At 72.3% G+C, this 24,091-nt stretch carries 20 protein-coding genes; 13 read left to right on the top strand and 7 right to left on the bottom strand.

Going from position 1 to position 24,091, the window contains the following annotated elements; translation table 11 throughout:
• Nucleotides 1–12: 12 nt before the first annotated feature.
• The 6 genes from J2S44_RS26350 (at nt 13) to rny (ending at nt 7,789) form a co-directional block, all read left to right on the top strand.
• Nucleotides 13–660: a UdgX family uracil-DNA binding protein gene (locus tag J2S44_RS26350; protein ID WP_310419301.1), complete on the top strand. Its 648-nt coding sequence runs from the start codon at nt 13–15 to the stop codon at nt 658–660.
• Between the two features lie 12 nt (nt 661–672).
• Nucleotides 673–1,929, top strand: coding sequence for an MFS transporter (locus J2S44_RS26355; protein WP_310419304.1), 1,257 nt, complete (start codon nt 673–675; stop codon nt 1,927–1,929).
• Nucleotides 1,930–2,130, top strand: a complete 201-nt coding sequence (locus J2S44_RS26360; protein WP_307244267.1) for a DUF3046 domain-containing protein — start codon at nt 1,930–1,932, stop codon at nt 2,128–2,130. It abuts the gene before it with no gap.
• 190 nt (nt 2,131–2,320) lie between these two features.
• Complete coding sequence (gene recA / locus J2S44_RS26365; RefSeq protein ID WP_310419308.1) at nt 2,321–3,367, top strand: recombinase RecA; 1,047 nt, start codon at nt 2,321–2,323, stop codon at nt 3,365–3,367.
• 609 nt (nt 3,368–3,976) lie between these two features.
• Nucleotides 3,977–4,579 carry a regulatory protein RecX gene (locus J2S44_RS26370; RefSeq protein ID WP_310429933.1) on the top strand — a complete coding sequence of 201 codons (603 nt, stop codon included), beginning with the start codon at nt 3,977–3,979 and terminating at the stop codon, nt 4,577–4,579.
• Between the two features lie 1,431 nt (nt 4,580–6,010).
• Nucleotides 6,011–7,789 (top strand): ribonuclease Y, encoded by a 1,779-nt coding sequence (gene rny / locus J2S44_RS26375; protein WP_310419311.1) that lies wholly within the window; start codon nt 6,011–6,013, stop codon nt 7,787–7,789.
• A 517-nt stretch (nt 7,790–8,306) separates the two neighbouring features.
• On the opposite strand, the gene J2S44_RS26380 is transcribed toward rny, so the two are convergent.
• From J2S44_RS26380 to J2S44_RS26395, 4 genes are all read right to left on the bottom strand, one after another.
• Nucleotides 8,307–9,221, bottom strand: coding sequence for an amino acid ABC transporter permease (locus J2S44_RS26380; RefSeq protein WP_310419314.1), 915 nt, complete (start codon nt 9,219–9,221; stop codon nt 8,307–8,309).
• Nucleotide 9,222: 1 nt separating this feature from the next.
• A complete protein-coding gene (locus tag J2S44_RS26385) occupies nt 9,223–9,897 on the bottom strand; it encodes an amino acid ABC transporter permease (protein WP_310419317.1) in 675 nt (224 codons plus the stop codon).
• A gap of 75 nt (nt 9,898–9,972) precedes the next feature.
• Nucleotides 9,973–10,836 (bottom strand): glutamate ABC transporter substrate-binding protein, encoded by an 864-nt coding sequence (locus J2S44_RS26390; RefSeq protein ID WP_310419320.1) that lies wholly within the window; start codon nt 10,834–10,836, stop codon nt 9,973–9,975.
• A gap of 71 nt (nt 10,837–10,907) precedes the next feature.
• Complete coding sequence (locus tag J2S44_RS26395; RefSeq protein ID WP_310419324.1) at nt 10,908–11,654, bottom strand: amino acid ABC transporter ATP-binding protein; 747 nt, start codon at nt 11,652–11,654, stop codon at nt 10,908–10,910.
• A gap of 216 nt (nt 11,655–11,870) precedes the next feature.
• On the opposite strand from J2S44_RS26395, the gene miaB reads away from it, so the two are divergent.
• Complete coding sequence (gene miaB / locus J2S44_RS26400; RefSeq protein WP_310419327.1) at nt 11,871–13,376, top strand: tRNA (N6-isopentenyl adenosine(37)-C2)-methylthiotransferase MiaB; 1,506 nt, start codon at nt 11,871–11,873, stop codon at nt 13,374–13,376.
• Between the two features lie 667 nt (nt 13,377–14,043).
• Here the strand turns inward: miaB and J2S44_RS26405 are convergent.
• Complete coding sequence (locus J2S44_RS26405; RefSeq protein WP_310419329.1) at nt 14,044–15,252, bottom strand: DUF349 domain-containing protein; 1,209 nt, start codon at nt 15,250–15,252, stop codon at nt 14,044–14,046.
• A gap of 210 nt (nt 15,253–15,462) precedes the next feature.
• On the opposite strand from J2S44_RS26405, the gene miaA reads away from it, so the two are divergent.
• The 3 genes from miaA to J2S44_RS26420 all read left to right on the top strand — a co-directional run bounded on the left by miaA (nt 15,463) and on the right by J2S44_RS26420 (nt 17,703).
• Nucleotides 15,463–16,416, top strand: coding sequence for a tRNA (adenosine(37)-N6)-dimethylallyltransferase MiaA (gene miaA / locus J2S44_RS26410; RefSeq protein WP_310419332.1), 954 nt, complete (start codon nt 15,463–15,465; stop codon nt 16,414–16,416).
• A 7-nt stretch (nt 16,417–16,423) separates the two neighbouring features.
• A complete protein-coding gene (gene dapF / locus J2S44_RS26415; protein WP_310419335.1) occupies nt 16,424–17,269 on the top strand; it encodes a diaminopimelate epimerase in 846 nt (281 codons plus the stop codon).
• Nucleotides 17,270–17,403: 134 nt separating this feature from the next.
• Nucleotides 17,404–17,703 (top strand): hypothetical protein, encoded by a 300-nt coding sequence (locus tag J2S44_RS26420; RefSeq protein ID WP_310419338.1) that lies wholly within the window; start codon nt 17,404–17,406, stop codon nt 17,701–17,703.
• On the opposite strand, the gene J2S44_RS26425 is transcribed toward J2S44_RS26420, so the two are convergent.
• Nucleotides 17,679–18,587, bottom strand: a complete 909-nt coding sequence (locus J2S44_RS26425; protein ID WP_310419341.1) for an AraC family transcriptional regulator — start codon at nt 18,585–18,587, stop codon at nt 17,679–17,681. The two genes, J2S44_RS26420 and J2S44_RS26425, sit on opposite strands and share 25 nt — an antisense overlap.
• Nucleotides 18,588–18,658: 71 nt before the next feature.
• Here J2S44_RS26425 and J2S44_RS26430 point away from each other — a divergent pair, with 71 nt between their 5' ends.
• A complete protein-coding gene (locus tag J2S44_RS26430) occupies nt 18,659–19,663 on the top strand; it encodes an NADP-dependent oxidoreductase (RefSeq protein ID WP_310419343.1) in 1,005 nt (334 codons plus the stop codon).
• The gene (locus J2S44_RS26435) at nt 19,660–20,598 is read left to right on the top strand and encodes an enoyl-CoA hydratase/isomerase family protein (protein ID WP_310419346.1); all 939 of its coding nucleotides are present in this window, start codon (nt 19,660–19,662) and stop codon (nt 20,596–20,598) included. The genes J2S44_RS26430 and J2S44_RS26435 overlap by 4 nt, the downstream gene beginning before the upstream one ends.
• A 332-nt stretch (nt 20,599–20,930) precedes the next feature.
• Here J2S44_RS26435 and J2S44_RS26440 read toward each other — a convergent pair whose 3' ends face one another.
• Complete coding sequence (locus J2S44_RS26440; RefSeq protein ID WP_374727908.1) at nt 20,931–22,391, bottom strand: NAD-dependent malic enzyme; 1,461 nt, start codon at nt 22,389–22,391, stop codon at nt 20,931–20,933.
• Between the two features lie 209 nt (nt 22,392–22,600).
• Here J2S44_RS26440 and hflX point away from each other — a divergent pair, with 209 nt between their 5' ends.
• Nucleotides 22,601–24,016 carry a GTPase HflX gene (gene hflX / locus J2S44_RS26445; RefSeq protein WP_310429935.1) on the top strand — a complete coding sequence of 472 codons (1,416 nt, stop codon included), beginning with the start codon at nt 22,601–22,603 and terminating at the stop codon, nt 24,014–24,016.
• Nucleotides 24,017–24,091 lie beyond the last annotated feature (75 nt).

Below are 24,091 nucleotides of genomic sequence, written 5' to 3' on the forward strand. Positions count from 1 at the left end.
AGACACTCCGGTATGCAGACGGCTGCCCCTTTCGTTCCCGCGTCCGCGTCGAGCATCGCGGAGCTGCGCGCCGCCGCCCCCGGCTGCCGGGGCTGTGAGCTGTGGGAACCGGCCACCCAGGTGGTCTTCGGCCGCGGTGACGAACACGCCAAGGTGATCTTCGTGGGCGAGCAGCCCGGTGACGTCGAGGACCAGAAGGGCCTGCCGTTCGTCGGCCCGGCCGGCCACCTGCTCCGGCGCGCGGTCGACGACGCCGGCCTGCCGGTCTCCGACCTCTACATCACGAACTCGGTGAAGCACTTCCGGTTCGAGCGGCGCGGTGCGCGGCGCATCCACAAGACGCCGGACCAGCAGCACATCACCGCCTGCCACCCGTGGCTGGTCAGCGAGTTCGCGCAGCTCCGGCCGTCGCTGGTGGTGCTCCTGGGCGCGACCGCGGCCAAGGCGGTGCTCGGCCCGTCGTTCCGGGTCACCCGGTCGCGCGGCCAACTGCTGCCGTGGCCGGCGTCCGCGCAGCACCCGGAGGACTTCCCGAGCGACCACGAGGCGACGGCGCTGGCCACCATCCACCCGTCGGCCGTGCTGCGGGCCGACGACCGGGAGGCGGCGTACAACGGCCTGGTCGCGGACCTGAGGGTGGCGGCGGGCGCGCTGACATGATCTCGTGAGGCGATGAGCGTGACTGTGTCCGTCGGCGGGGTGCAGCGGCGCACGCTCGCGCTCCTGGTCGCCACGCAGATAATCGGCGGGATCGGGGTGGCGATCGGCATCACGGTCGGCGCGCTGCTCTCCGCGCGCATGGCCGGCGTGGGCCTGTCCGGCCTGCCCGGCAGCGGCGCGGTGATCGGCGGCGCGCTGCTCGCGATCCCGGTCACCCGGCTCGTGCAGGCGCGCGGGCGGCGGCCGGGCATGGCGCTGGCGTACCTGGTGGGCGCGCTCGGCGCGGTGCTCGTCGTGCTCGCGGCCGTGGCGGACTCCGTACCGCTGCTGTTCCTGGGCATGTTCCTGTTCGGCGGCGGCACGGCGGCGAACCTGCAGGCGCGGTACGTGGCGGTGGACCTCGCCGCGCCCGCGCGCCGCGGACGGGACCTGTCGCTGGTGGTGTGGTCGGCCACGATCGGGTCGGTGGCCGCGCCGAACCTGGCCGCCCTCGCGGACCGGGCCGTGACCGGGCTGCACCTGCCCACGCTGAGCGGTGCGTTCGTGGTCAGCGGCGTGGCGTTCGCGCTGGCGGCGCTGCTGTTGACCGGTCTTCTCCGACCGGATCCGCTGCTGCTCGCCCGCACCCTCGACGGCTCCGCGGCTCCCGATCCCCGCCGGCCCGCCGGTGTGCGGGCCGGCGCGCGCGTGATGGCCCGGCTCCCCGACGCCCGGCTGGCGGTCGCGGCCGTCGCCACCGGTCACCTGGTGATGGTCGCCGTGATGTCGATGACACCGGTCCACCTGGGCGAGGGGCACGCCGACGCGGACCTGCTGCGCATCGTCGGCATCGTGCTCAGCGTGCACATCGCCGGCATGTACGGCCTGTCCCCGGTCACCGGCTGGCTCGCCGACCGGTACGGCCGCCGGCCCGTGATCATCGGTGGGCTGGTGTTGCTCATCACGGCATGCGCGGTCGCCGGTACGGCCGGGCACGACACCCCGCGGCTGACGCTCGGCCTGGCGCTGCTCGGACTGGGCTGGTCGGGCACGATGGTGGGTGGCTCGACGCTGCTCTCCGAGTCCGTCCCGGCGACCGGCCGGCCCGCGGTCCAGGGCCTGTCCGACCTGGTCATGGGCGTTGCCGGCGCGGGCGCGGGCGCACTCAGCGGCGCGGTCGTGGCGCTGGCCGGATATGGCACGCTGACGGTGCTGGCCGCGATGGCCGCGCTGCCGGTGCTGGCGCTAGCGTTGCGGGCCAGGAACGCTGCTTCATCCAAGGAGACGTGAGTGCGGCTGACAGATTTCTGGCAGCGGATGGACGAGGTTTTCGGCGCGGGCTACGCGCCGAGCCTCGCGAGTGATCAGGTGCTGACCACGCTGGGTGGCCGGACCGTGCGGGAGGCGCTCGACTCGGGCGTGGCCACCGTCGTGGTCTGGCGGGCCGTTTGTGCTGCTTATCCCGATCGGGTGCCCGCGAAGCTGCGCTGAATAGAACACCCGTTCGGGCGTGTCGTGTGGATCTCGTACATGTGTTCGGCTATCGTGCGTTCCCGGGTAAGGGTTCGGCATCGGCGGCCCCCGGAGGCTGTTTTTGTCATACCCAGCGCCTAGCGTGTTGCGCGTGACGAAAGGTTCTTCGAAGACGCCCGCGAAGTCGGCGAATGTAGGGGTGGGGTCAATGGCGGCAGGTCCTGACCGCGAGAAGGCGCTCGAGCTTGCTCTGGCGCAGATCGACAAGCAGTTCGGCAAGGGTTCCGTGATGCGGCTGGGCGAGAAGCCGGTCACGCAGATGGCGGTCATCCCGACCGGTTCCATCGCGCTCGACGTGGCACTCGGCGTGGGCGGTCTGCCGCGCGGCCGGGTCGTCGAGGTCTACGGTCCGGAGTCCTCCGGTAAGACCACGGTGGCACTGCACGCGGTGGCCAACACGCAGCGGGCCGGCGGCATCGCCGCGTTCATCGACGCGGAGCACGCGCTCGACCCGGAGTACGCGAAGGCGCTCGGCGTCGACACCGACGCGCTGCTGGTCTCCCAGCCCGACACGGGTGAGCAGGCGCTCGAGATCGTCGACATGCTGGTCCGCTCCGGCGCGCTCGACATCATCGTCATCGACTCCGTGGCGGCCCTGGTGCCCCGCGCCGAGATCGAGGGCGAGATGGGCGACAGCCACGTGGGTCTGCAGGCCCGCCTGATGAGCCAGGCGCTCCGCAAGATCACCGGTATTCTGAACAACTCGAACACCACGGCGATCTTCATCAACCAGCTCCGCGAGAAGATCGGCGTCATGTTCGGATCGCCGGAGACCACGACCGGTGGCCGCGCGCTGAAGTTCTACGCCTCGGTCCGGCTCGACGTGCGCCGCATCGAGAGCCTGAAGGACGGCACCGACGTGGTGGGTAACCGCACCCGCGTCAAGGTCGTGAAGAACAAGGTCGCGGCGCCGTTCAAGCAGGCCGAGTTCGACATCATGTACGGCAAGGGCATCTCCCGCGAGGGCTCGCTGATCGACGTCGGCGTGGAGCAGAGCATCATTCGCAAGTCCGGTGCGTGGTACACGTACGACGGCGACCAGCTCGGCCAGGGCAAGGAGAAGGCGCGCGAGTTCCTCAAGGAGAACCCGGACGTCGCCGCCGAGATCGAGAAGAAGATCCTGGAGAAGCTCGGCGTGGGCCAGACCAGCGGCGACGCCGCGGGCGGCCCGGAGCTGCCGCCGGTCGACTTCTGATAGCGAGCCGACGCGATGGCAGGCCGACGCGGAGCGCGTTCGGGGCGGGGCTGGGATGCCGCACCGCCCCGGGCGCGCCGATCGTCCACCCGTTCCGCCGAACCTGAGTACCAGGTGTTCGGCTCGGACAGCTCCGCCGACGACTCGGCGTCGCCGGACCTCTCCGCCGATGCCGAGCCGGCCGCACCCGACGTCGGCGGCACCGATACCGCCGACGGCTTCGGCCGCTCCGCTTCCGGCGGCGGTGGTTTTGGCCGGACGGGTTCCGGCGGCGGTGGTTTTGGCCGCGCGGGTTCCGGCGGTTCCGGCACTGGTGGTTCTGATGGCTCGGGTTCCGGCGGGTCGGGTTCCGATGGGTTCGGGCGTTCGGGTTCCGGCGGGTCGGGTTCCGATGGGTTCGGGCGCTCCGGTTCCGGTGGCTTCGGTTCCGGCGGCTCTGGTCGCGGTGGTTCGGGTTCCGGCGGCTCTGATGTCGGGCGCTCGGGGCTTGGTGGCTCGGGGTTTGGTGGCTCGGGCTCCGGCGATTCGGGTTCCGGTGGCTTCGGTCGTGGCGGGCGCCGGCAGCGCCGGGGTGCGGCGGCGGCCGGGTTCGGGTCCGCGGAGGAGTTCCTGTCCGACGTCCCGGCGGAGAAACCGGCACCGAAGCCGCGCGACGAGGCCGAGGTCGCTCGGGAGATCTGCCTGCGCCAGCTGGCCACCCGGCCGCGCACCCGTGCGGAGCTCGCCGCCGCCCTCACCAAGCGGGAGATCTCCGCGGAGGTGATCGAGTCGGTCCTCGCCCGCTACGACGAGGTCGGCATGATCAACGACGCGGCCTTCGCCCGGGAGTGGGTCACCACCCGGCACCGAGGCCGTGGACTGGCCAAACGCGCCCTCGCCGACGAGTTGCGCCGTCGCGGCGTCGACTCGGAGACGGCCGGTGCCGCGCTCGACGAGCTCGACCCGGAGACGGAGGAGGCGACGGCGTTCGCGCTGGCCGAGCGCAAGGTGCGCACCGCCCGCGGCGAGCCGGACGCGGTATTCCGCCGCGTCGTCGGCATGCTGGCCCGCAAGGGCTACCCGGCCGGTCTGGCGATCCGCGCGGTCAAGGCCGCGATGGAGGCCCAGGCTGCCGAGGCCGAGGAACTCGACGACGGCTACGCCGAACTGGTCGACCAGATCGACCCGGACGCACTCGCGGACGCGGCCAGGGGCGACTCGGACCCGATCTGAGCCGGCAGCCCACCACCACCCGGCGCCACCGACGCGACAGCGGCATTCCCGGTGCCGCAGCGCTCATACCGCGGCCTCGTGCGTCACAGCTGCACTACGCAGCCGATAGCTCTGTTGCTGTCTATGTCGACTGCGCCGGCGCCTTGCGCGGCCACGCTGCCCGAACAAGCTTCGCCACCGCAGGCGACCTCATGTCCGCCACGCTGGCACTGTGTCTGGGCTGCGCTGACGGGATCAGTCGGGTCGGTGAACCGGACGGATGGGCCAGCGCAACGCCCCGGCTTCCTGCCTGCCCCGTCTGTCCGCGCCTACCGTCCTGCGGCCTTGCCGCGCCGACCGCGCCGACCGCGCCGACCGCGCCGGGTGGCGCTGACTGTGCTGAACCGCGCCGGCCACGCCGGGTGGCGCTGACTGTGCTGAACCGCGCCGGCCGCGCCGGCCACGCCGGCCACGCCGGCCACGCCGGGTGGCGCCGGCCACGCCGGGTGGCGCCGGCCACGCCGGGCCGCGCTGGTGTGCGCTGGTTGCGCGCGCTGACCACGCCGGGCGTCGCTGGTCGGCTGAAACCGCGATGAACGCGCTGGTTGTTGGGCTTGCGGCACTGGTCGCGACGGGCGGTGCCGGTTGCGCTGAACCGCGTTGGGCGCGCTGGTGGCGCTGACCGCGCCGGGCCTGCTTACCGCACCAGCCCGCCCTGGTTGCGCTGACCACGCCGGGCCTGCTTACCGCACCAGCCCGCCCTGGTTGCGCTGACCGCGCCGGGCCTGCTTACCGCACCAGCCCGCCCTGGTTGCGTTGGCCGGGCCGACCGCCCCGGGCACCTCATCGCCTGCCGTGCCTTCGCGGCGTCGACGAGGCCCGCGCCGCCGGTGGCGTGGCGCGATCAACTCGCGTGCGGGGAGCCGCCGTTGCCCGGCCGATTCAGGTCGGCCGATTTGTCCATGATCGGCGGAAACCCCCCATGCGTGACGCCGCTAACCCCTGGGTAGTATGAGCTGGGCGTGAGCACACGTGTGCCGTGTGTCCCACCTGCTTCCGGATGAGGTCTTCTTGACCGAACGGCCCTCTGCGACCTAGCCTCGCGTACAAAGAGGATTGCCCGACCATCGCAGGCTAAGCGCACAACATAGATCGCGTAACAACACGGCATCATTTCAGGGCTGCGGTCCTGTCTTGACGCCTTCCACCGCCGGCCCGGCCGCGCCGACGGTGGCCTGACATACCTCGGCCTGCCGGAGCGTGCCCGAAAGGGATGCGCACGGTGGGTCGTACCCACGGCCAGCCGCCCCGGTCGGGCAAGTCCGTGAGCCGCAAGACGGCGCATGAGCCGCTGCAGAGCGTCCATGCGGGCGAACGGTGAGGGGAGGCGGCGGTGACGATCGAAACGCACGCCGGAGAGGGCGCCGACGGGCCCGGGAAGCTGGCCTGGCGATGACCGCGCTGGACGTGGCGCTGCTCAGCGCCGTTCTCTTACTGTGCGTGCTGGTGGGAGGCGTTGTCGCGTACGGTGTCCGCGTCCTGCGCCGCCTGCAACCGGTCACCCCCGCGCGTCCCGCCGAGGACGACCCCGCGTTCCTCGCCCAGAAGGACAAGCAGGAACGCTCGCTCGCCAAGCTGCAGACCGCCGCCGCCGAGGCCACCTCCGCGGTCGAGGAGGCGAAGAACGAGACCGCCGCCGCGCGTACGGATGCCGCGGCCGCCCGCGCCGAGGCCAGCTCGGCCCGCGCCGAGGCACGCCGCGTGCTGGACGCCGCGCACGCGGAGGCGGACACGATCCTGGACCGCGCGCACCGCCAGGCCGAGGCCGACGCGGAGCAGGTCCGCGCCGCGGCCCGGCGCAGCGGTGAGCGCGAGGTCGCGCTGCTCAACGCGACCGTCAAGGAGCAGGCCGCCGAGGTCGAGCGCCGCGCCGCCCGGATCGACGAGCGGGAGCGGCAGCACACCGAGGAACTGGACCGGCTGATCGAGCGCGAGCGCCGGCTCGCCGACCGGGAGAGCGATCTCACCGCCCGGGAGAACTCGCTCGCCGAGCGGGAGGCCGCGGTCGCGGCCGCCGAGGAGGTGCGCCAGCGCGAGCTGGAGCGCGTCGCCGGCCTCACCGCGGACGCGGCCAAGACCGAGGTCGTCGAGTCGATCGAGGCCCAGGCCAAGCGCGAGGCCGCGATCCTGATCCGGGACATCGAGAACGACGCCCGCAACACCGCCGAGGACCGCGCCCGGCACCTGGTCGTCGACGCGATCCAGCGGGTGGCCAGCGAGCAGACCGCGGAGAGCGTGGTCAGCGTGCTGCACCTGCCGAGCGACGAGATGAAGGGCCGGATCATCGGCCGCGAGGGCCGCAACATCCGCGCGTTCGAGTCGGTCACCGGCGTCAACCTGATCATCGACGACACCCCCGAGGCCGTGCTGCTCTCCTGCTTCGACCCGGTCCGCCGGGAGATCGGCCGGCTCACGCTGGACAAGCTGGTGCTGGACGGCCGGATCCACCCGCACCGGATCGAGGAGGTGTTCGAGACCGCGAAGGACGAGGTCGAACGCCTCTGCCTGCGGGCGGCCGAGGACGCGCTGGTCGAGGTCGGCATCACGGACATCCACCCGGAGCTGGTCACCTACCTGGGGCGCCTGCGGTACCGGACCAGCTACGGGCAGAACGTGCTCAAGCACCTGGTCGAGACCGCGCACATCGCCGGCGTGATGGCCGCGGAACTGAGGCTGGACGTGCCGACGATCAAGCGGTGCGCGTTCCTGCACGACATCGGCAAGGCGCTCACCCACGAGGTCGAGGGCAGTCACGCGCTGATCGGCGCGGACCTGGCGCGCAAGTACGGCGAGTCCGAGGACGTGGTGCACGCGATCGAGGCGCACCACAACGAGGTCGCGCCGCAGACCATCGAGGCGGTGTTGACCCAGGCCTCGGACGCGTGCTCCGGCGGCCGGCCGGGCGCCCGCCGGGAGAGCCTGGAGGCGTACGTCAAGCGCCTGGAGCGGATCGAGGAGATCGCGGGCGGCAAGGGCGGCGTCGACAAGGTCTTCGCCATGCAGGCCGGCCGGGAGATCCGGGTCATGGTCCGTCCCGAGGACATCGACGACATCGCGGCCGCGGTCCTGGCCCGCGACGTGGCCAAGCAGATCGAGGAGGAGCTGACCTACCCCGGTCAGATCCGCGTCACGGTCGTCCGCGAGTCCCGGGTCACCGAGATCGCCCGCTGACAAAATCGATATTCCCGCTTCCGGCGGGTCCGGTCCCGCATGCTCCCGCGGGCACCGGTCGGCCGCGGGCGGCCTCCCTGTCAGCCGGGTGGGTGGTCACCCCCGCGATGTCCGCGCCGGCCCTGGCCGGTGGCGCGGCCGGCGGATGGCGGGCGCAGGGACTGGTCGCCGCACGCGGCCTCGTTGCCAGCCGGGTGGGGTCGATGTCCGCGCCCGGCCTGGCCGGGTGGCGCAGTCGGCGGATGGCGGGCGCAGGCACTGGTCGCCGCACGCGGCCTTACTGCCGGTCGGGTGGGTGGTCACTCCGGCGATTCTCGCGGTGCTTCACCGTAGCCGACGCGGTGCCCCACCGCAGCCGACGCGGTCGGCGGATCGTGGGCACCGGCCGGCTCGGACGTCAGTCAGTAGGCCTGGCCATTCCCGCGGTCGCCGGCCCGGCGGTAAGCAGAAAGGGCGCCCCGAGGGGCGCCCTTTGCCGGTGAATCGTCGACGGTGTACCGGCCGTCGGTGCTCGGTGCTATGCGCCGGTGGCGCCGCCTCCGCCGCCCATGCCGGCCGGCATCGCGACGTTCTGTGCGGCCGTGTGCACCGGGTTGACCGCGTTACGCGGGACCCGGATGCCGCGGCGGCGGGTGCGGCGCTCGATGAAGCCCGCGAGCGAGGTGAGGAGGAAGTTGATGAAGATGTAGATGGCGGCGGCCACGAGGGCGGCGGCGACGATGTTGGCGCGGTTGGCGCCGAGGTCGTTGACGCCACGCTGCATTAGTTCGGGGAACGCCACGATGTAACCGAGCGCGGTGTCCTTCACCAGGACGACGAGCTGGCTGACGATCACCGGGAGCATCGCGCGGGCGGCCTGCGGGATCAGGATGTACCGCATGACCTGGTTCTTGCGCATGCCGATGCCGTACGCGGCCTCGCCCTGGCCGGCCGGCACCGAGCGGACGCCGGCCCGGAACGCCTCCGCGAGCACGGAGCCGTTGTAGAGCGTGAGGCCGATGACCACGGCCCAGAACGCCGGGACCGGGACACCGCCGTTGATGTACGGCAGGCCGAAGAACAGGAAGAAGATCATCATCAGCAGCGGTACGGCCCGGAAGAACTCGACGACCGCGCCGGCCGGCAGCCGGATCCACCAGTGGTCGGAGAGCCGCCCGACCGCGAAGATGAGACCGAACGTCAGCGACAGCACCATCGCGACCAGTGCGGCACTGAGCGTCTGCTGCAGGCCCGGGATGATGAAGTTGACCCAGGTGTTCGCCTCGAGGAACGGCTTCCAGAGCTCGGCCGCCCACTGGTTCTTCTCGTCGAACTTGAGGTAGATCCAGTACAGCAGGGCCAGCAGCCCGGCGCCGAAGACGACCGTGAGGACCAGGTTGCGGATCTTGGCGCGGGGGCCCGGGTGGTCGTAGAGGACCGCGTCGGTACTCATGTCAGCGCTTCACCGCCAGTCGGTTCGCCAGCCAGCCGAAGAGGTAGCCGGTAGGGATCAGGACCGCCGCGAACGTACCGGCGAAGATCAGGAAGATCAGGATGGTCTGGCTGCCGTAGTCGTTGATCAGCGTCTTCATCGCGTTCGACGACTCGGCGAGGCCGATCGTGCCGACGATCGTGGAGTTCTTCGCGAGCGCGATGAAGATGCTGCCCAGCGGCGCGATCACGGCGCGGCCGGCCTGCGGCAGCACGATCATGCGCAGCACCTGGAAGAACGACAGTCCGATCGCGCGGGCCGCCTCGGCCTGGCCGGCCGGCACCGTGTTGATGCCGGAGCGGATCGCCTCGCAGACGAACGCGGCCGTGTAGACGGAGAGGCCGACCACGCCCAGCCAGAAGTTGTTGAGGTCGATCTCCTCGGCGAGCGACAGGCCCAGCGTGGAGAACAGACCGAAGTAACAGAAGAAGATGATCAGGGTCAGCGGGGTGTTGCGGAAGATGTTGACCCAGGCGGCACCGAAGCCGCGCAGCACCGGGATGGGGGAGACCCTGAAACCGGCCAGGATCACGCCGAGCACGAGTGCGCCGAGCGCACCGGCGCCGGTAAGACGCAGGATCCAGCTGAAACCGGTGAGATAGAGGTCCAGATTGTCGGGATCGCTCAGAAGATCCATGACTCGCTTCCTAGCCGGGGTACGACGCGGGGCCGGCCAGGAAGAGGGCCGGCCCCGCGGATGGTGTGCGGATTGTCAGGCAGGGCAGTTGGACATCTTGGAGGCGTCGAAGGTCGGCGCGGGCGTGCCACCCTTGCCGAGCGTCGCGTCCCACGCGGCCTTGTAGGTGCCGTCGTCCACCGCGGCCTTGAGGATCTCGTTGATCTTGGTGCAGCCCGCGGTGTCGGTCTTCTTCAGGCCGATGCCGTACGGCTCCTCGCTGAACGGCTCGCCGACGACCTTGAACTTGCCCGCGTACTCCGCCTGCGCCGCGTAGCCGGCGAGGATGATGTCGTCCGTGGTGACCGCGTCCACCTGGCCACCGCCGAGCGCCGTCACGCACTTGGAGTACGAGTCGAACTCCTGCAGCGCGACCTTCGGGTACTCCTCCTTGATCCGCTTGGCCGGCGTGGAGCCCGCGACCGAGCAGACCTTCTTGCCGTCCAGGGCCGCCGGCCCGGTGATCGTGGAGTCGGTCGTGACCAGCAGGTCCTGGCCGGCCACGTAGTACGGCCCGGCGAACGCGACCTTCTTCTTCCGGTCGTCGTTGATCGTGTAGGTGGCGATCACGAGGTCGACCTGGCCCTGCTCGATGAACGGCTCACGGTTCGCGGAGACCGTCGTCTTCCACTCGACCTTCGCCGGGTCCAGGCCGAGGCCCTTCGCGACGATCTTGCCGATCTCGATGTCGAAGCCCTCGTACGTGGTGCCCGTCTGCAGGCCCAGGCCCGGCTGGTCGGACTTGACGCCGATGATCAGCTTGCCGGCCGCAGCCTTGCCGATCACGCCGTCGCCGGAGCCCCCGCCGCCGCTGCCGGCGTCGTCCCCGCCACCGCAGGCGGCGACGGACAGGGCCATGACCGCGGCCGTGGCGACCGCCGCCATCCGCGAAACACGCATCTGATTCTCCTTTGTGGTTGCGGACGTGCCGGGTGACGGCGCCTCCGCAGTGGACGTACGGTGAACGATTCTCAGTGGGTCAGGATCTTCGAGAGGAAGTCCTTGGCGCGGTCGCTCGTCGGGTTCGCGAAGAACTCGGTCGGCGCGGCCTGCTCGACCAGCTGGCCGTCCGCCATGAACACGACCCGGTTCGCCGCGTGCCGGGCGAAACCCATCTCGTGGGTGACCACGACCATGGTCATGCCCTCCTTGGCGAGCGACGTCATCACGTCCAGCACCTCGCCGACCATCTCCGGGTCCAGCGCGCTGGTCGGCTCGTCGAAGAGCATCGCCTTCGGGCGCATGGCCAGCGCCCGGGCGATCGCGGCCCGCTGCTGCTGACCGCCGGAGAGCATCGCCGGGTACTTGTCCGCCTGGTTCGCGATGCCGACGCGGTCGAGCAGCGCCATCGCGCGCTCCTTCGCCTCCGCCGGCTTCTCCTTGCGGACCTTGATCGGCCCGAGGGTCACGTTCTCCAGGATCGTCTTGTGTGCGAAGAGGTTGAACGACTGGAACACCATGCCCACGTCGCTGCGGAGCCGGGCCAGCGCCCGCCCCTCCGCCGGGAGCGGCTGCCCGTCGAACGTGATGGTGCCACCGCTGATCGGCTCCAGCCGGTTGATCGAGCGGCACAGCGTCGACTTGCCGGAGCCCGACGGGCCGATCACCACGACCACCTCGCCCCGGTCGATCGAGAGGCTGACGTCTCGCAACACGTGCAAGGGCCCGAAGTGCTTGTTCACCCGGTCCAGCACGATGAGCGGCTCGCCCTCTGCCACGCTTGTCACCGTCCCCCTCGTACCTCTGATCGCTTCTGACCTGTGGGCAAAACCTTAAGGGTGCCCTTGTGTCAGGAAGCAGCCTTGTTGGTCACGGAGAGGCAACACTTGACCGCATCTCCGCGGAAGCGGCACCGATCGTAGCCACCCTCCGCACACGGCGAGGGCGGGCCGGATTCACCGGCCGGAGGGTTCGCCGGATACGCTGGTCATGCCATGACTACCGCAGCCCTTCCCGCGCCGTCCGAGGCCCGCACCTACGAGGTGCGCACCTACGGCTGCCAGATGAACGTGCACGACTCCGAGCGCATATCCGGCCTGCTCGAGGCGGCCGGTTACGTGCGCGCACCGCAGGACGGCGACCCGGACGTGGTCGTCTTCAACACCTGCGCCGTCCGGGAGAACGCGGACAACCGCCTCTACGGAAACCTCGGCCACCTCCGCCCGGTCAAGGACTCACGCCCCGGCATGCAGATCGCGGTCGGCGGCTGCCTGGCGCAGAAGGACCGCGGCGACATCGTGGCGAAGGCGCCCTGGGTCGACGTCGTGTTCGGCACGCACAACATCGGCTCGCTGCCCGCGCTGCTGGAGCGCGCCCGGCACAACGCCGACGCCGAGGTGGAGATCCTGGAGTCGCTGGAGGTCTTCCCCTCCACGCTGCCGACCCGCCGCGAGTCGACGTACGCCGGCTGGGTCTCGATCTCGGTGGGCTGCAACAACACCTGCACGTTCTGCATCGTGCCGTCGCTGCGCGGCAAGGAGAAGGACCGCCGCCCCGGCGACGTGCTCTCCGAGGTGCGCGCGCTGGTCGCGGAGGGCGTGCTGGAGGTGACGCTGCTCGGGCAGAACGTCAACTCCTACGGCGTCGAGTTCGGCGACCGCTACGCGTTCGGCAAGCTGCTGCGCGCGACCGGTGAGATCGAGGGCCTGGAGCGGGTCCGGTTCACCAGCCCGCACCCGAAGGACTTCACCGACGACGTGATCGCCGCGATGGCCGAGACGCCGAACGTGTGCCACTCGCTGCACATGCCGCTGCAGTCCGGCTCCGACAGCATGCTCAAGGCGATGCGCCGCTCGTACCGGCAGGAGCGCTACCTCGGCATCATCGAGAAGGTGCGCGCCGCGATGCCGGACGCCGCGATCACCACGGACATCATCGTCGGCTTCCCCGGCGAGACCGAGGCCGACTTCCAGTCCACGCTGGACGTGGTCCGCGAGGCCCGGTTCTCCAGCGCGTTCACGTTCCAGTACTCCAAGCGCCCCGGCACCCCCGCCGCCACCATGGACTCCCAGGTGCCGAAAGAGGTGGTCAAGGAGCGCTACGGCCGCCTGATGGAGGTCGTCGAGGAGATCACCTGGGCGGAGAACCGGCGCCAGGTCGGCCGCGAGGTCGAGCTGCTGGTCGCGGTCGGCGAGGGCCGCAAGGACGAGCGCACCGGCCGGATGTCCGGCCGCGCCCGCGACGGCCGCCTGGTCCACTTCAACACCGGCGACCTCGGCGCCGCGATCCGCCCCGGCGACATCGTGCACACCGAGATCACCTACGCCGCGCCGCACCACCTCAACGCGGACGGCGCGCCGATCAGCCACCGCACCACCCGCGCGGGCGACGCCTGGGCCGCCGGCCGCACCCCGCGCACACCCGGCGTCAACCTCGGCCTCCCGACGATCGGCGTCCCGGCGCCGCTCCCGGTCCAGGCCTCCGCCTGCCAAACCCATTAACGGCTGATATACCCGCTTCCGGCCGATCCGGTCCCGCACGCTCCCGCGGGCACCGGTCGTCGCCTGCGCTCCTCCCTGCGGGAACCGTGGCCGCAAGACCACAACGCCGGCGCGAGCCCCGCTCACGCGGGGCTCGCCCCGCTCAGCCGACCACGCACGCCGGGCTTCCGGAGCCGCCCGGTTCCGGGACTGCCCGATCTTCGGGGCGGCCTAGTCGCCGGCCGCCCAGTCACCGGCCGCCTGGTCGCCGGAACCGTCCAGTCGCCGGGCTGCCCAATCTCCGGAGCCGTCCAGTCCTCGGGCCGCCGGTCGTCGGGCCGCCGGTCGTCGGGCCGCCGGTCGTCGGGCCGCCGGTCGTCGGGCCGCCGGTCGTCGGGCCGCCGGTCGTCGGGCCGCCGGTCGTCGGGCCGCTGGTCGGCTTGGTCGCCGGGCCGCCGGTCGTCGGGTCGCTGGTCGCCGGGCCGCCGGTCGGCTGGTCGTCGGACCGGATGGTCGCCGGACCGGATGGTCGCGGAGGCCGTTGCCGGCGCGGCGCAGGGTGGACGGGAGCGGGGCGAAATTTCGGCTTATGGCGCCATCGGGTGCGCCGGGGCCGTGGACGGGCCATGAAAACGCCTTCGGGGGTGCGCCGCGCACGGCGTACCCCCGAAGGCGGTTGATCTGGCTGTCAGCCGGCCTGCTCGGCGAGCTTGAGGAACTGCTGCTTGCTCTCCAGCGCCTTCTCCGCCTCACGGATGCGCTTGGCGTCACCGGCGGCCTTCGCCCGCTCCAGGCGCTGCTCGGCCTCGGCGACCTGGTCGCGCATCTGGGCGAGCAGCGGGTTGGCGGACGGCTCGGTGCGGCGCCACGCGGAGTCCATCGCCTGGCGGAGCTTGTCCTCGATCGCGCGCATGCGGCGGTCGAGACTCGCCATGTTCTCCCGGGGGACGCGGCCGATGTCGTGCCACTGGCCCTGGATCTCGCGAAGCTTGTTCTGCGCGCCCTTCGGGTCGGCGTCGACGTCGACCGCCTCGGCCTCGGCCAGCAGCGCCTGCTTGCGCTCCAGGTTGCCCTTGAGCTCGGCGTCGCGGGCGGAGAAGACCTCGCTCCGGCGCGAGAAGAACGCGTCCTGCGCGGCCCGGAACCGGTCCCACAGCCGCTGCTCCGCCTCCTTCGAGGCGCGGGGTGCGGCCTTCCACTGGGTCATCAGGTCCTTCAGCCGGGCGGCGGTGTCGGCCCAGTCCTCCGACGAGGAGAGCGCCTCCGCCTCCTTGACCAGGTCCTCCTTCGCGCCCTGGGCCTGCTTGCGCTGGCCGTCGAGCGTCGCGAAGTGCGCGCCACGGCGGCGGGTGAACCCGTCCCGCGCGGCCGCGAACCGCTTCCACAGCTCACCGTCGGTCTTCTTGTCGATCCCGCGAATGGTCTTCCACTCGTCGAGGATCTCCTTGAGGCGGTCACCCGCGGCCTTCCACCCGGTCGACTCGGCGGCGATCTTCTCCGCCTCCTCGACCAGCGCGACCTTGCGGGCCTGCGCCTCGGTCCGGGCGGTCTCCTTCGCGGCCTTGGCCGCGGCCGCGCTCTCCTCGGCCTGCGCGGTCAGCCGGTCGAGGCGGGCCGCGAGCCCGTCGACGTCGCCGACCACGTGCGCCTCGGCCAGCTCGGCCCGCAGCCGCTTCACGCTGGCCAGCGAGTGTGCCGCGTCGGCCGCACCGGACTTCAGCCGCGCCTCGATGAGGTCGACCTCGGTAACCTTGTCCGCAAAGCGGCGCGCGAAGTGGGCGAGGCCCTCCTCGGGCGTTCCCGCCTGCCAGGACCCGACCACGCGCTCGCCATCGGCGGTCTTGCAGTAGACCGTGCCGTCGGCGTCCACCCGACCGTAGGCGGTCCAGTCGCTCATCTGCCCATCCTCGTTCTTCCCGGCGCCGGAGGGAAAGCCAGTTTTCCTCCGGTCACCGCCACCGCGCAGTAGGTTGCCTATGAACTTCTCCCGGCATTGTCACAGGTTCGCCCCCGTGTCCGTCGAGTGCCTGTTGACGACCGTGACCATACGGTGTTCTAGGTCGGCCGTGCGGCGGTTCCGCACGCCCGTGCAGTTACCGTAGGTCGCGTGTCGTCACCCCCCGCATCCAGGGTCTTCCCCCGCAAGGGTCGTGTCGTGGCCGTGCTCGGCCCGACCGCGACCGGAAAGTCGGATCTCAGCATCGCGCTGGCCGAGGCGCTCGGGGGAGAGGTGGTAAACGCCGACTCCATGCAGCTCTACCGGGGCATGGACATCGGCACGGCCAAGCTCACCGTGGCCGAGCGGCGCGGCGTGCCGCACCACGTGCTGGACATCTGGGACGTCGCCCAGCCCGCCGCGGTCGCCGAGTATCAGGCGCTCGCCCGCGCCGCGATCGACGACGTCCTGGCCCGCGGCCGGGTGCCGCTGCTGGTCGGCGGCTCCGGCCTCTACGTCCAGGCGGTTCTGGAGGAATTCGCCTTTCCGGGTACGTCGCCGGAACTGCGCGCGTCGCTGGAGGCGGAGCTGGCCGAGGTCGGGCCCGCGTCCCTGCACGACCGGCTGCGTGGGCTCGACCCGGTGGCGGCCGACGCGATCCTGCCCAGCAACGGCCGCCGGATAGTCCGGGCGCTGGAGGTCATCGCGCTGACCGGGAAGCCGTTCACCGCCTCGCTGCCCGACTCGCCCCGGCCGTACTACGACAGCGTGCGGATCGGCGTGGACCGGGACACCGCGGAACTCGACGCGCGGATCGCCCGCCGGGTGGACCTGATGTGGGAGCGGGGCCTGGTCGCCGAGGTCGCCGCGCTGCTGCCGGACGGCCTGCGCGAGGGCCGGACCGCGGGCCGCGCGCTCGGCTACCAGCAGGCGATCGACCAGCTCGACGGCGTCTGCACGGAGGCCGTGGCGCGGGAGCGGACCACGGCCGCGACCCGCCGGTTCGTCCGCCGGCAGCGCTCCTGGTTCCGCCGGGACGCGTCCGTGCACTGGCTGGACGGCGGGTCGGCCGATCTCGTGGATTCCGCGCTGCGGTTGGTGGATGTCCCGGTGGGTGCGGAATGATGGTCCGGTGCAGTTCACCAAGGGCCACGGCGCCGGCAACGACTTCGTCATCCTCGAGGACCCGGACGGGCAGCTCCCGCTGACGCCGTCGCTGGTCGCGGCGCTCTGCGACCGGCACCGGGGCATCGGCGGCGACGGCGTGCTCCGGGTGGTCCGGACCGCGAAGCACCCGGAGGCGGTGGACCACGCGACCGACGCGGAGTGGTTCATGGACTACTGGAACGCGGACGGCTCGATCGCCGAGATGTGCGGCAACGGCGTGCGCGTCTTCGCCCGCTACCTGGCCACCTCCCGGCTGGTCGAGGGCGCGTCGTTCCCGATCCTCACCCGCGCCGGGCTGGTCCGCGCCGCGATCGACGGCGACACCATCGCGGTGGACATGCCCACTCCGCGCCTCGGCGCCGCCGGTGCGGCCACGATCGTGCCGCTGACGTTCCCCGGCACCGCGGTCGACGTCGGCAACCCGCACCTGGTCAGCGTGCTGCCGGACGGCGTCGGCCTGGACTCGCTGGACCTCACCCGGCCGCCCGGCTTCGACCCGGCGCTCTTCCCGGCCGGCGTCAACGTCGAGTTCGTGACGCCGGAGCCGCCGCTCGACGGCTTCGACCTGCACGTGCGCATGCGCGTCTACGAGCGCGGCTCCGGCGAGACGCTGGCCTGCGGCTCCGGCGCGCTGGCGGTCGCGGCGGTCGCACTGCACGGCGCCGGCCTGGAGACCGGCACGGTCGCGGTCGAGCTGCTCGGCGGCCGCCTGACCGCCACCCGCACCGACGCGGGCTGGACGCTGGCGGGCCCGGCCGTCCTGGTCGCGACCGGCGAGGTCGACCCGCACGCGCTCACCCCGCTCGCCTGAGTCGACGCGATCAGGGCCGGCTCGCCGGGGCCGCGTTGCGCGGGGCTGGCCCGCTGGGCGCCGGGTCGTGCGGGGCTGGCCGGCTGGGCGCCGGCCTGCGCGGGGTTGGCTTGCCGGCGCCGGCGTGAGCCGGGGTGGCTTGCCGGGCGCGGACCGGCCTGCTGCTGGGGGTGAACCCGGCCCGGACCCGCGCGCAGACCGCCGCCGTGCTCGCCGAGATCACCGCCCGTGACCTCGCGCCGCGGGCGCTGCCGCAGAGCTTCGGCGAGAACGTGCTCCGCGACGCCCGTGACCTGGCCCCGGCCGCGCTCCGGCTCGGCCCCCGCCCGGGCGGCACGAGCGTCGAACCCGGGCGGCACGAGCGTCGAACCCGGGCGGCCACCGCCCGGCAGCCGGCCGGCGGGCCGCCTCAGCCGCGGGCGGCCGCCCGGTAGCGGCCGGGGGCGGTGCCGTGGGCGCGGGTGAAGGCGCGGCTGAACGCGGGCACCGAGTGGTAGCCGACGCCGGCCGCGATCGCCTCGACCGACTGGTCCGTGGCGTGCAGGCGGGCGGCCGCCAGGTCCATCCGCCACTGCGTCAGGTAGGTGCCGGGACTCTGCCCGATGGCGGCCGGGAAGCGCCGGCTGAGCGTGGCCCGGGAGACCGCGGTCGCGGCCGCGAGCGTCCCGGTGGTCCAGTCCCGGGCCGGGTCGGCGTGGATGTGCTCCAGTGCCCGGCGGACGACCGGGTCGCCGAGCATGCCGAACCAGCTGCCGCGGTGGGCGGCCGCCCGGGTGGGCAGCCAGGCACGCAGCAACTGGATCAGCATGATGTCGACGAGGCTGTTCAGCACCGCGGTGGTGGCGATCTGCGGGCGGGACAGCTCCCGGCCGAGCATGCGGACGGTGTCGTCGCACTCGGACCCGGCGGGGACGTGCACGAGTTCGGGAAGCGCGAAGAGCAGCTGGGTCCGTACCGTGTGGTCGCAGTCGTAGACGATCGTGACGATCCGGACGTCGCCGGGCGCGGTGCCGACCCGGAGCGGCTCACCGGTCCGCTGGGACTGTGCGGTCGCCGCGCGGTCGCAGCCACCGCCGCGGGTGTCCGGCGAGTCGGCCAGCACGTGCGGGACCCGCGACGCGACCAGCACGACGTCCCCCGCGGCCAGCCGGACCGGCGGGTGCCCGTCGCGGATCAGCCACGCGTCGCCGGCGGTGACCGCGTGCAGTGCGGAGCCCGGCTCGTCGATGCCGACGGCCCAGTGCCCGCCCGCCTCCATCCGCGCGCCGAGCGAGCCGCGGACACCGGATACCTGCAGCACATCCGTCACCACGTCCATGAGGCAGAAGGATAACTTCCTGCGTCCGTTGAGCATCGACTGCCGCATGCGGGCTTCGTAGCGTGAACGACATGAACGACCACACGATGCGGGCGCTCGTCGCCACCGGGTACGGGGAGCCGGAGCGGCTCACGATCGCCGACCTGCCGGTCCCGCGCCCCGGACCGGGCCAGATCCAGGTGCGGATCGCCGCCGCGACCGTCAACCCGCCGGACCTGCACGCGATCTCGGGAGCGTTCGGCGACGCGCTGCCGCTGGCGTTCCCGTACGTTCCCGGCACCGAGTTCGCCGGCACCGTCACCGAGACCGGGGCGGGCGTGACCGCGTACCGCGTGGGTGACGAGGTGTTCGGCTCCGCGCTGCCCCGGCCGTTCGCACCGATCCTCGCGCATGTGCCGCGCCCGTCGCTGAGCACCGGCGCGCTGGCCGAGTACACGGTGTGCGAGGCGGACACCCCGTTGCTGGCGCACCGCCCGGCCGGCGTGCCCGCGGAGCAGGCGGCGGCGCTGGCGATCGCCGGTTCGACCGCGCAGGCGCTGCTGGACGTCACGGAGGTGAAGCCCGGCGAGACCGTGCTGGTGATCGGCGCGACCGGCGCGGTCGGCACCACCGTGCTGCCGCTGCTGGTCGCCGCGGGCGCCCGGATCGTGGCGACCGCGGCCCGGGAGGCCGGCGCGACGCTGCTGCGCCGGCTCGGTGCCCACGAGATCATCGGGCACGACCCGGCGGAGTACCCGGCCGGTGTGGACGTGGTGTTCAACCTGGTGCTCGAGGCCGGCCGGCTGCCGGACGCGGCCCGCGCGCTGCGGCCCGGCGGCCGGCTGGTGTCGATCGTCTATCCGGAGCCGACCCCGGAGCAGGCCGGCCGCGACGACGTGCGGCTGCACTTCGTGTGGGACGTGGCCGGCGAGCACGGCGGCATGCGGCGCGTCGCGGAGGCGGCGGCCGCCGGCGAGCTGACGGCCGTGATCGCGGGCCGGTACCCCCTCACCGACGCGGTACGGGCGGTCGTCGACTACGCCCGTACGCACCCGCTCGGGAAGATCGTCGTGACCGGGACGGAGACCTCCGCGTGAGCACCCTCGGCGTGACCCGGGACCGTGGTGTCGTCACGGTCGTCATCGACAACCCGCCGGTCAACGTGCTCAGCCTGCCGATGATGACCGAGCTGAGGACGCTCTTCGGCGCGCTGCGCGACGACGACACCGCCCGGGTCGTGGTGTTCGAGAGCGCGGACCCGGAGTTCTTCCTCGCCCACGTCGACATGACCCTGGCCGACGACCCGGATCTGGTCGCGGCCGCGATCGCCGGCGCGCCCGCGGGCCTCAACCTGTTCCAGGCGGTCGGTGAGGCGCTGCGCACGCTGCCGCAGGTCTCGATCGTCAAGCTCGCCGGGCTGGCGCGCGGCGGCGGCGCCGAGTTCGTCGCGGCCGCCGATATGACCTTCGCGGCGATCGGCCGGGCCGGGCTCGGCCAGCTCGAGGCGCTGGGCGGCATCGTCCCCGGTGGCGGCGGTACGCAGTACCTGCTGCACCGGACCGGCCGCAACCGCGCGCTGGAGATCGTCCTCGGCGCGGACCTGTTCGACGCGGAGACCGCCGAGCGGTACGGCTGGGTCAACCGCGCGCTGCCGGCCGGCGAGCTGGACGCGTTCGTCGACCGGCTCGCCCGCAACATCGCCGACCTGCCGGAGGGCACGATCACCGCGATCAAGCACGCGCTCCCGCCGCATGACCTGGCCGCCGGCATGCTGCGCGAGCACGAGGCGTGGGCCGGCCAGTTCGCCCGGCCCGCCGCCGACCGGCTGTTCCGTGCCGTCCTCGCGGCCGGGGCCCAGACCCGGGACGGCGAGCGGCACATCGAGGACCTGATGCGCGGTCTGGCGGAGCCGACCGCCGGTCAGCCGGAAGGCAGCCCGGCCGCCGGTCAGCCGGAAGGCAGCCCGGCCGCCGGTCAGCCGGAAGGCAGCCCGACCGCCGGTCAGCCGGAAGGCAGCCCGACCGCCGGATAGCGAGCGGGAAACCGGTCGCCGGACGGCGAGAGAAGCCGGGTCGACCGGACAGCGGGAGGGGCCGGTCGCCGGACAGTGAGCCGGGAGCCCGGCCGCCGAGGAGCGTGACGGGCCGTCGCCGGGCAGCGAGAAGCGAGTCCGACCGCCGGACAGCGGGACGAGAGCGCCCCCTCGGGGTTCGTGGTGACCACCCGCTGACCGGCAGGGAGGCCGCCCGCGGCCGACCGGTGCCCGCGGGAGCACTCGGAACGCGATCACGCCGGAAGCGGGAAAATCTGGTTCGGCACGGGTGGGCGCGGCCGCGGACGATTTCGCGGTCGCGCCCGGATCCGCTACTGCTCCGGCGCGCCGAAGCTGGTGTCCTCGTCGGCCTCGACGCCGCCGAAGTCCGCGCTGGTGCCGTTGCTGGCGGCGGCGCGGCGGACCGCGGCCGCGACCGCCGGTGCGACGCGCGTGTCGAAGACGCTGGGGACGATCACCGTCGGGTTGATCTTGTCCTGGCCGACCACGTCCGCGATCGCCTGGGCGGCGGCGAGCGCCATCTCCTCGGTGAAGTTCTCCGCGTGGGCGTCGAGCATGCCGCGGAAGACGCCGGGGAAGGCGAGCACGTTGTTGATCTGGTTGGGCTGGTCGCTGCGGCCGGTCGCGACGATCGCCGCGTGCTCGCGGGCCGCCCGCGGGTCGACCTCGGGGTCCGGGTTGGCCAGCGCGAAGACGATCGAGCGGTCCGCCATGGTGGCGATGTCGTCGCCGGTGAGCAGGTTCGGCGCGGAGACGCCGATGAACACGTCGGCGCCGCGGACCGCGCCCTTCAGGTCCCCGACGTAACCGGACTTGTTGGTGTTCTCCGCCAGCCACTGCCAGGTCGGGTTGAGGTTGTCCAGCCCGCGGTGCAGCGCGCCCGGCCGGTCGTACGCGATGATGTCGCCGACACCCTGCCGGAGCAGCAGCTTCATGATGGCGGTGCCCGCGGCGCCGGCGCCGGAGACCACCACGCGCACGTCCGCCAGGTTCTTGCCGACCACGCGCAGCGCGTTGGTCAGCGCGGCCAGCACGCAGATCGCGGTGCCGTGCTGGTCGTCGTGGAACACCGGGATGTCCAGCAGGTCGCGCAGCCGTGCCTCGATCTCGAAGCAGCGCGGCGCCGCGATGTCCTCGAGGTTGATGCCGCCGTACCCGGGCGCGATCGCCCGGACGATGTTGACGATCTCGTCGGTGTCCTGCGTGTCCAGCACGACCGGCCACGCGTCGACGCCGCCGAACCGCTTGAACAGCGCGGCCTTGCCCTCCATCACGGGCAGCGCGGCGGCCGGGCCGATGTTGCCGAGGCCGAGGACGGCGGATCCGTCCGTGACGACCGCGACCGTGTTGCGCTTGATCGTGAGCCGGCGGGCGTCCTCCGGGTTCTCCGCGATCGCGAGGCAGACGCGGGCGACACCGGGCGTGTACGCCCGGGAGAGCTCGTCCCGGTTGCGCAGCGCGACCTTCGACGTGACCTCGATCTTGCCGCCGAGGTGCAGCAGGAACGTGCGGTCGGAGACCTTCCGCACCTCCACGCCGTCCAGCTCCTCCAGGGCCTTGACGACCTGGTCCGCGTGGGTGGAGTCGGCGGTGTCGCAGGTGAGGTCGACGGTGACGCGCGAGGGGTCGGAGTCCACCACGTCCAGCGCGGTGACGATCGCGCCGGCCTCGCCCACGCACGTGGTCAGGCGGCCGATCGCGGAGGCGTCGGCGACGACGCTAACCCGGATGGTGATCGAGAACCCTGCGCTCGGCAGGCGGGTCGGGGACAACGGTCCTCCCAGGTTGTACGGCGATGTACCGCTCCTGATTCTTGTCCTCTACCCGAACGGGATCGTTTCGGGGTCGTACCGACGGGTAGACGCGCGGGGGCGATTTATGAGTGCACTGAGCCGGGGAGCGTGCAACCATCGAGGTCTGAGGAGGGAATTACTTGCCTAACAACCGCACAGCGTCAACCTCTGAGCCCGACTTCGACGAGATCGACCTGTGGGACGACGAGGATCAGAACACCGACGACGACGTGACGACCGGTGAGCTGGAGCTGGAGGACAGGCACGCCCTGCGCCGCGTGGCGGGTCTCAGCACCGAGCTCACCGACGTCACCGAGGTCGAGTACCGCCAGCTCCGCCTGGAGCGGGTTGTGCTGATCGGCGTCTGGACCGGCAGTTCCGTCACCGAGGCGGAGAACTCGCTCACCGAGCTTGCCGCGCTGGCCGAGACCGCCGGGTCGCAGATCCTGGAGGGGCTGATCCAGCGGCGCAGCCGGCCGGACCCGGCCACGTTCATCGGCCGCGGAAAGGTCGAGGAGCTGGGTGCGGTCGTCCGGGAGACCGGTGCCGACACCGTCATCTGCGACGGTGAGCTGTCCCCGTCCCAGCTGCGCAACCTGGAGCAGCAGGTCAAGGTCAAGGTCGTCGACCGGACGGCGCTGATCCTGGACATCTTCGCCCAGCACGCCAAGAGCAAGGAGGGCAAGGCGCAGGTCGAGCTGGCGCAGCTCGAGTACCTGGTGCCGCGCCTCCGGGGCTGGGGTGAGTCGCTGTCCCGCCAGGCCGGTGGTGCCGGTGGTGGCGCGAGCGGCGGCGGCGTCGGCCTGCGCGGTCCCGGTGAGACGAAGCTGGAGATCGACCGGCGGCGCATCCGGACCCGCATCGCCCGCCTGCGGCGGGAGATCAAGGCGATGAAGACGGTACGGGAGACCAAGCGTGCCCGGCGCACGCGGCGCTCGGTGCCCGCGGTCGCCATCGCCGGCTACACCAACGCCGGCAAGTCCAGCCTGCTGAACAAGCTGACCAACGCGGGCGTGCTGGTGGAGAACGCGCTGTTCGCCACGCTCGACCCGACCACCCGCCGGGCGTACGCGTCGGACGGCCGGGTCTACACGCTGTCCGACACGGTCGGCTTCGTCCGGCACCTGCCGCACCAGATCGTGGAGGCGTTCCGCTCCACGCTCGAGGAGGTCGCGGAGGCGGACGTGGTGGTGCACGTGGTGGACGGCTCGCATCCGGACCCGGAGGAGCAGCTGCGCGCGGTGCGTGAGGTGCTGGCCGAGGTGGGCGCGGACCGGCTGCCGGAGCTGCTGGTGGTCAACAAGACCGACGCGGCCGACGAGGAGACGCTGCTCCGCCTCAAGCGCGAGTGGCCGGACGCGATCTTCGTGTCCGCGCACACCGGCCGCGGCATCGACGAGCTGCGGTCCGCGATCGAGGGACGCCTGCCGCGCCCGGCCGTGGAGATCCGCGTCACGGTGCCGTACGACCGGGGTGACCTGGTCGCGCAGGTACATCGCCGCGGCGAGGTGCTCAGCACCGCGCACACCGGCGAGGGTACGGAGATGCACGTTCGGGTCGATGAGGCGCTCGCCGCCGAGCTGTCACGGTGGGTAACCGGCTGACGTTTCTTATTGTCCGGGTTTGTAGTTGTCTGTGGGTGCGATGCGGCGCGTGAGGGCGGCATCGCACCCGGTGTG

Origin of the sequence: Catenuloplanes niger, from assembly GCF_031458255.1 — a bacterium.
Classification (GTDB): domain Bacteria; phylum Actinomycetota; class Actinomycetes; order Mycobacteriales; family Micromonosporaceae; genus Catenuloplanes; species Catenuloplanes niger.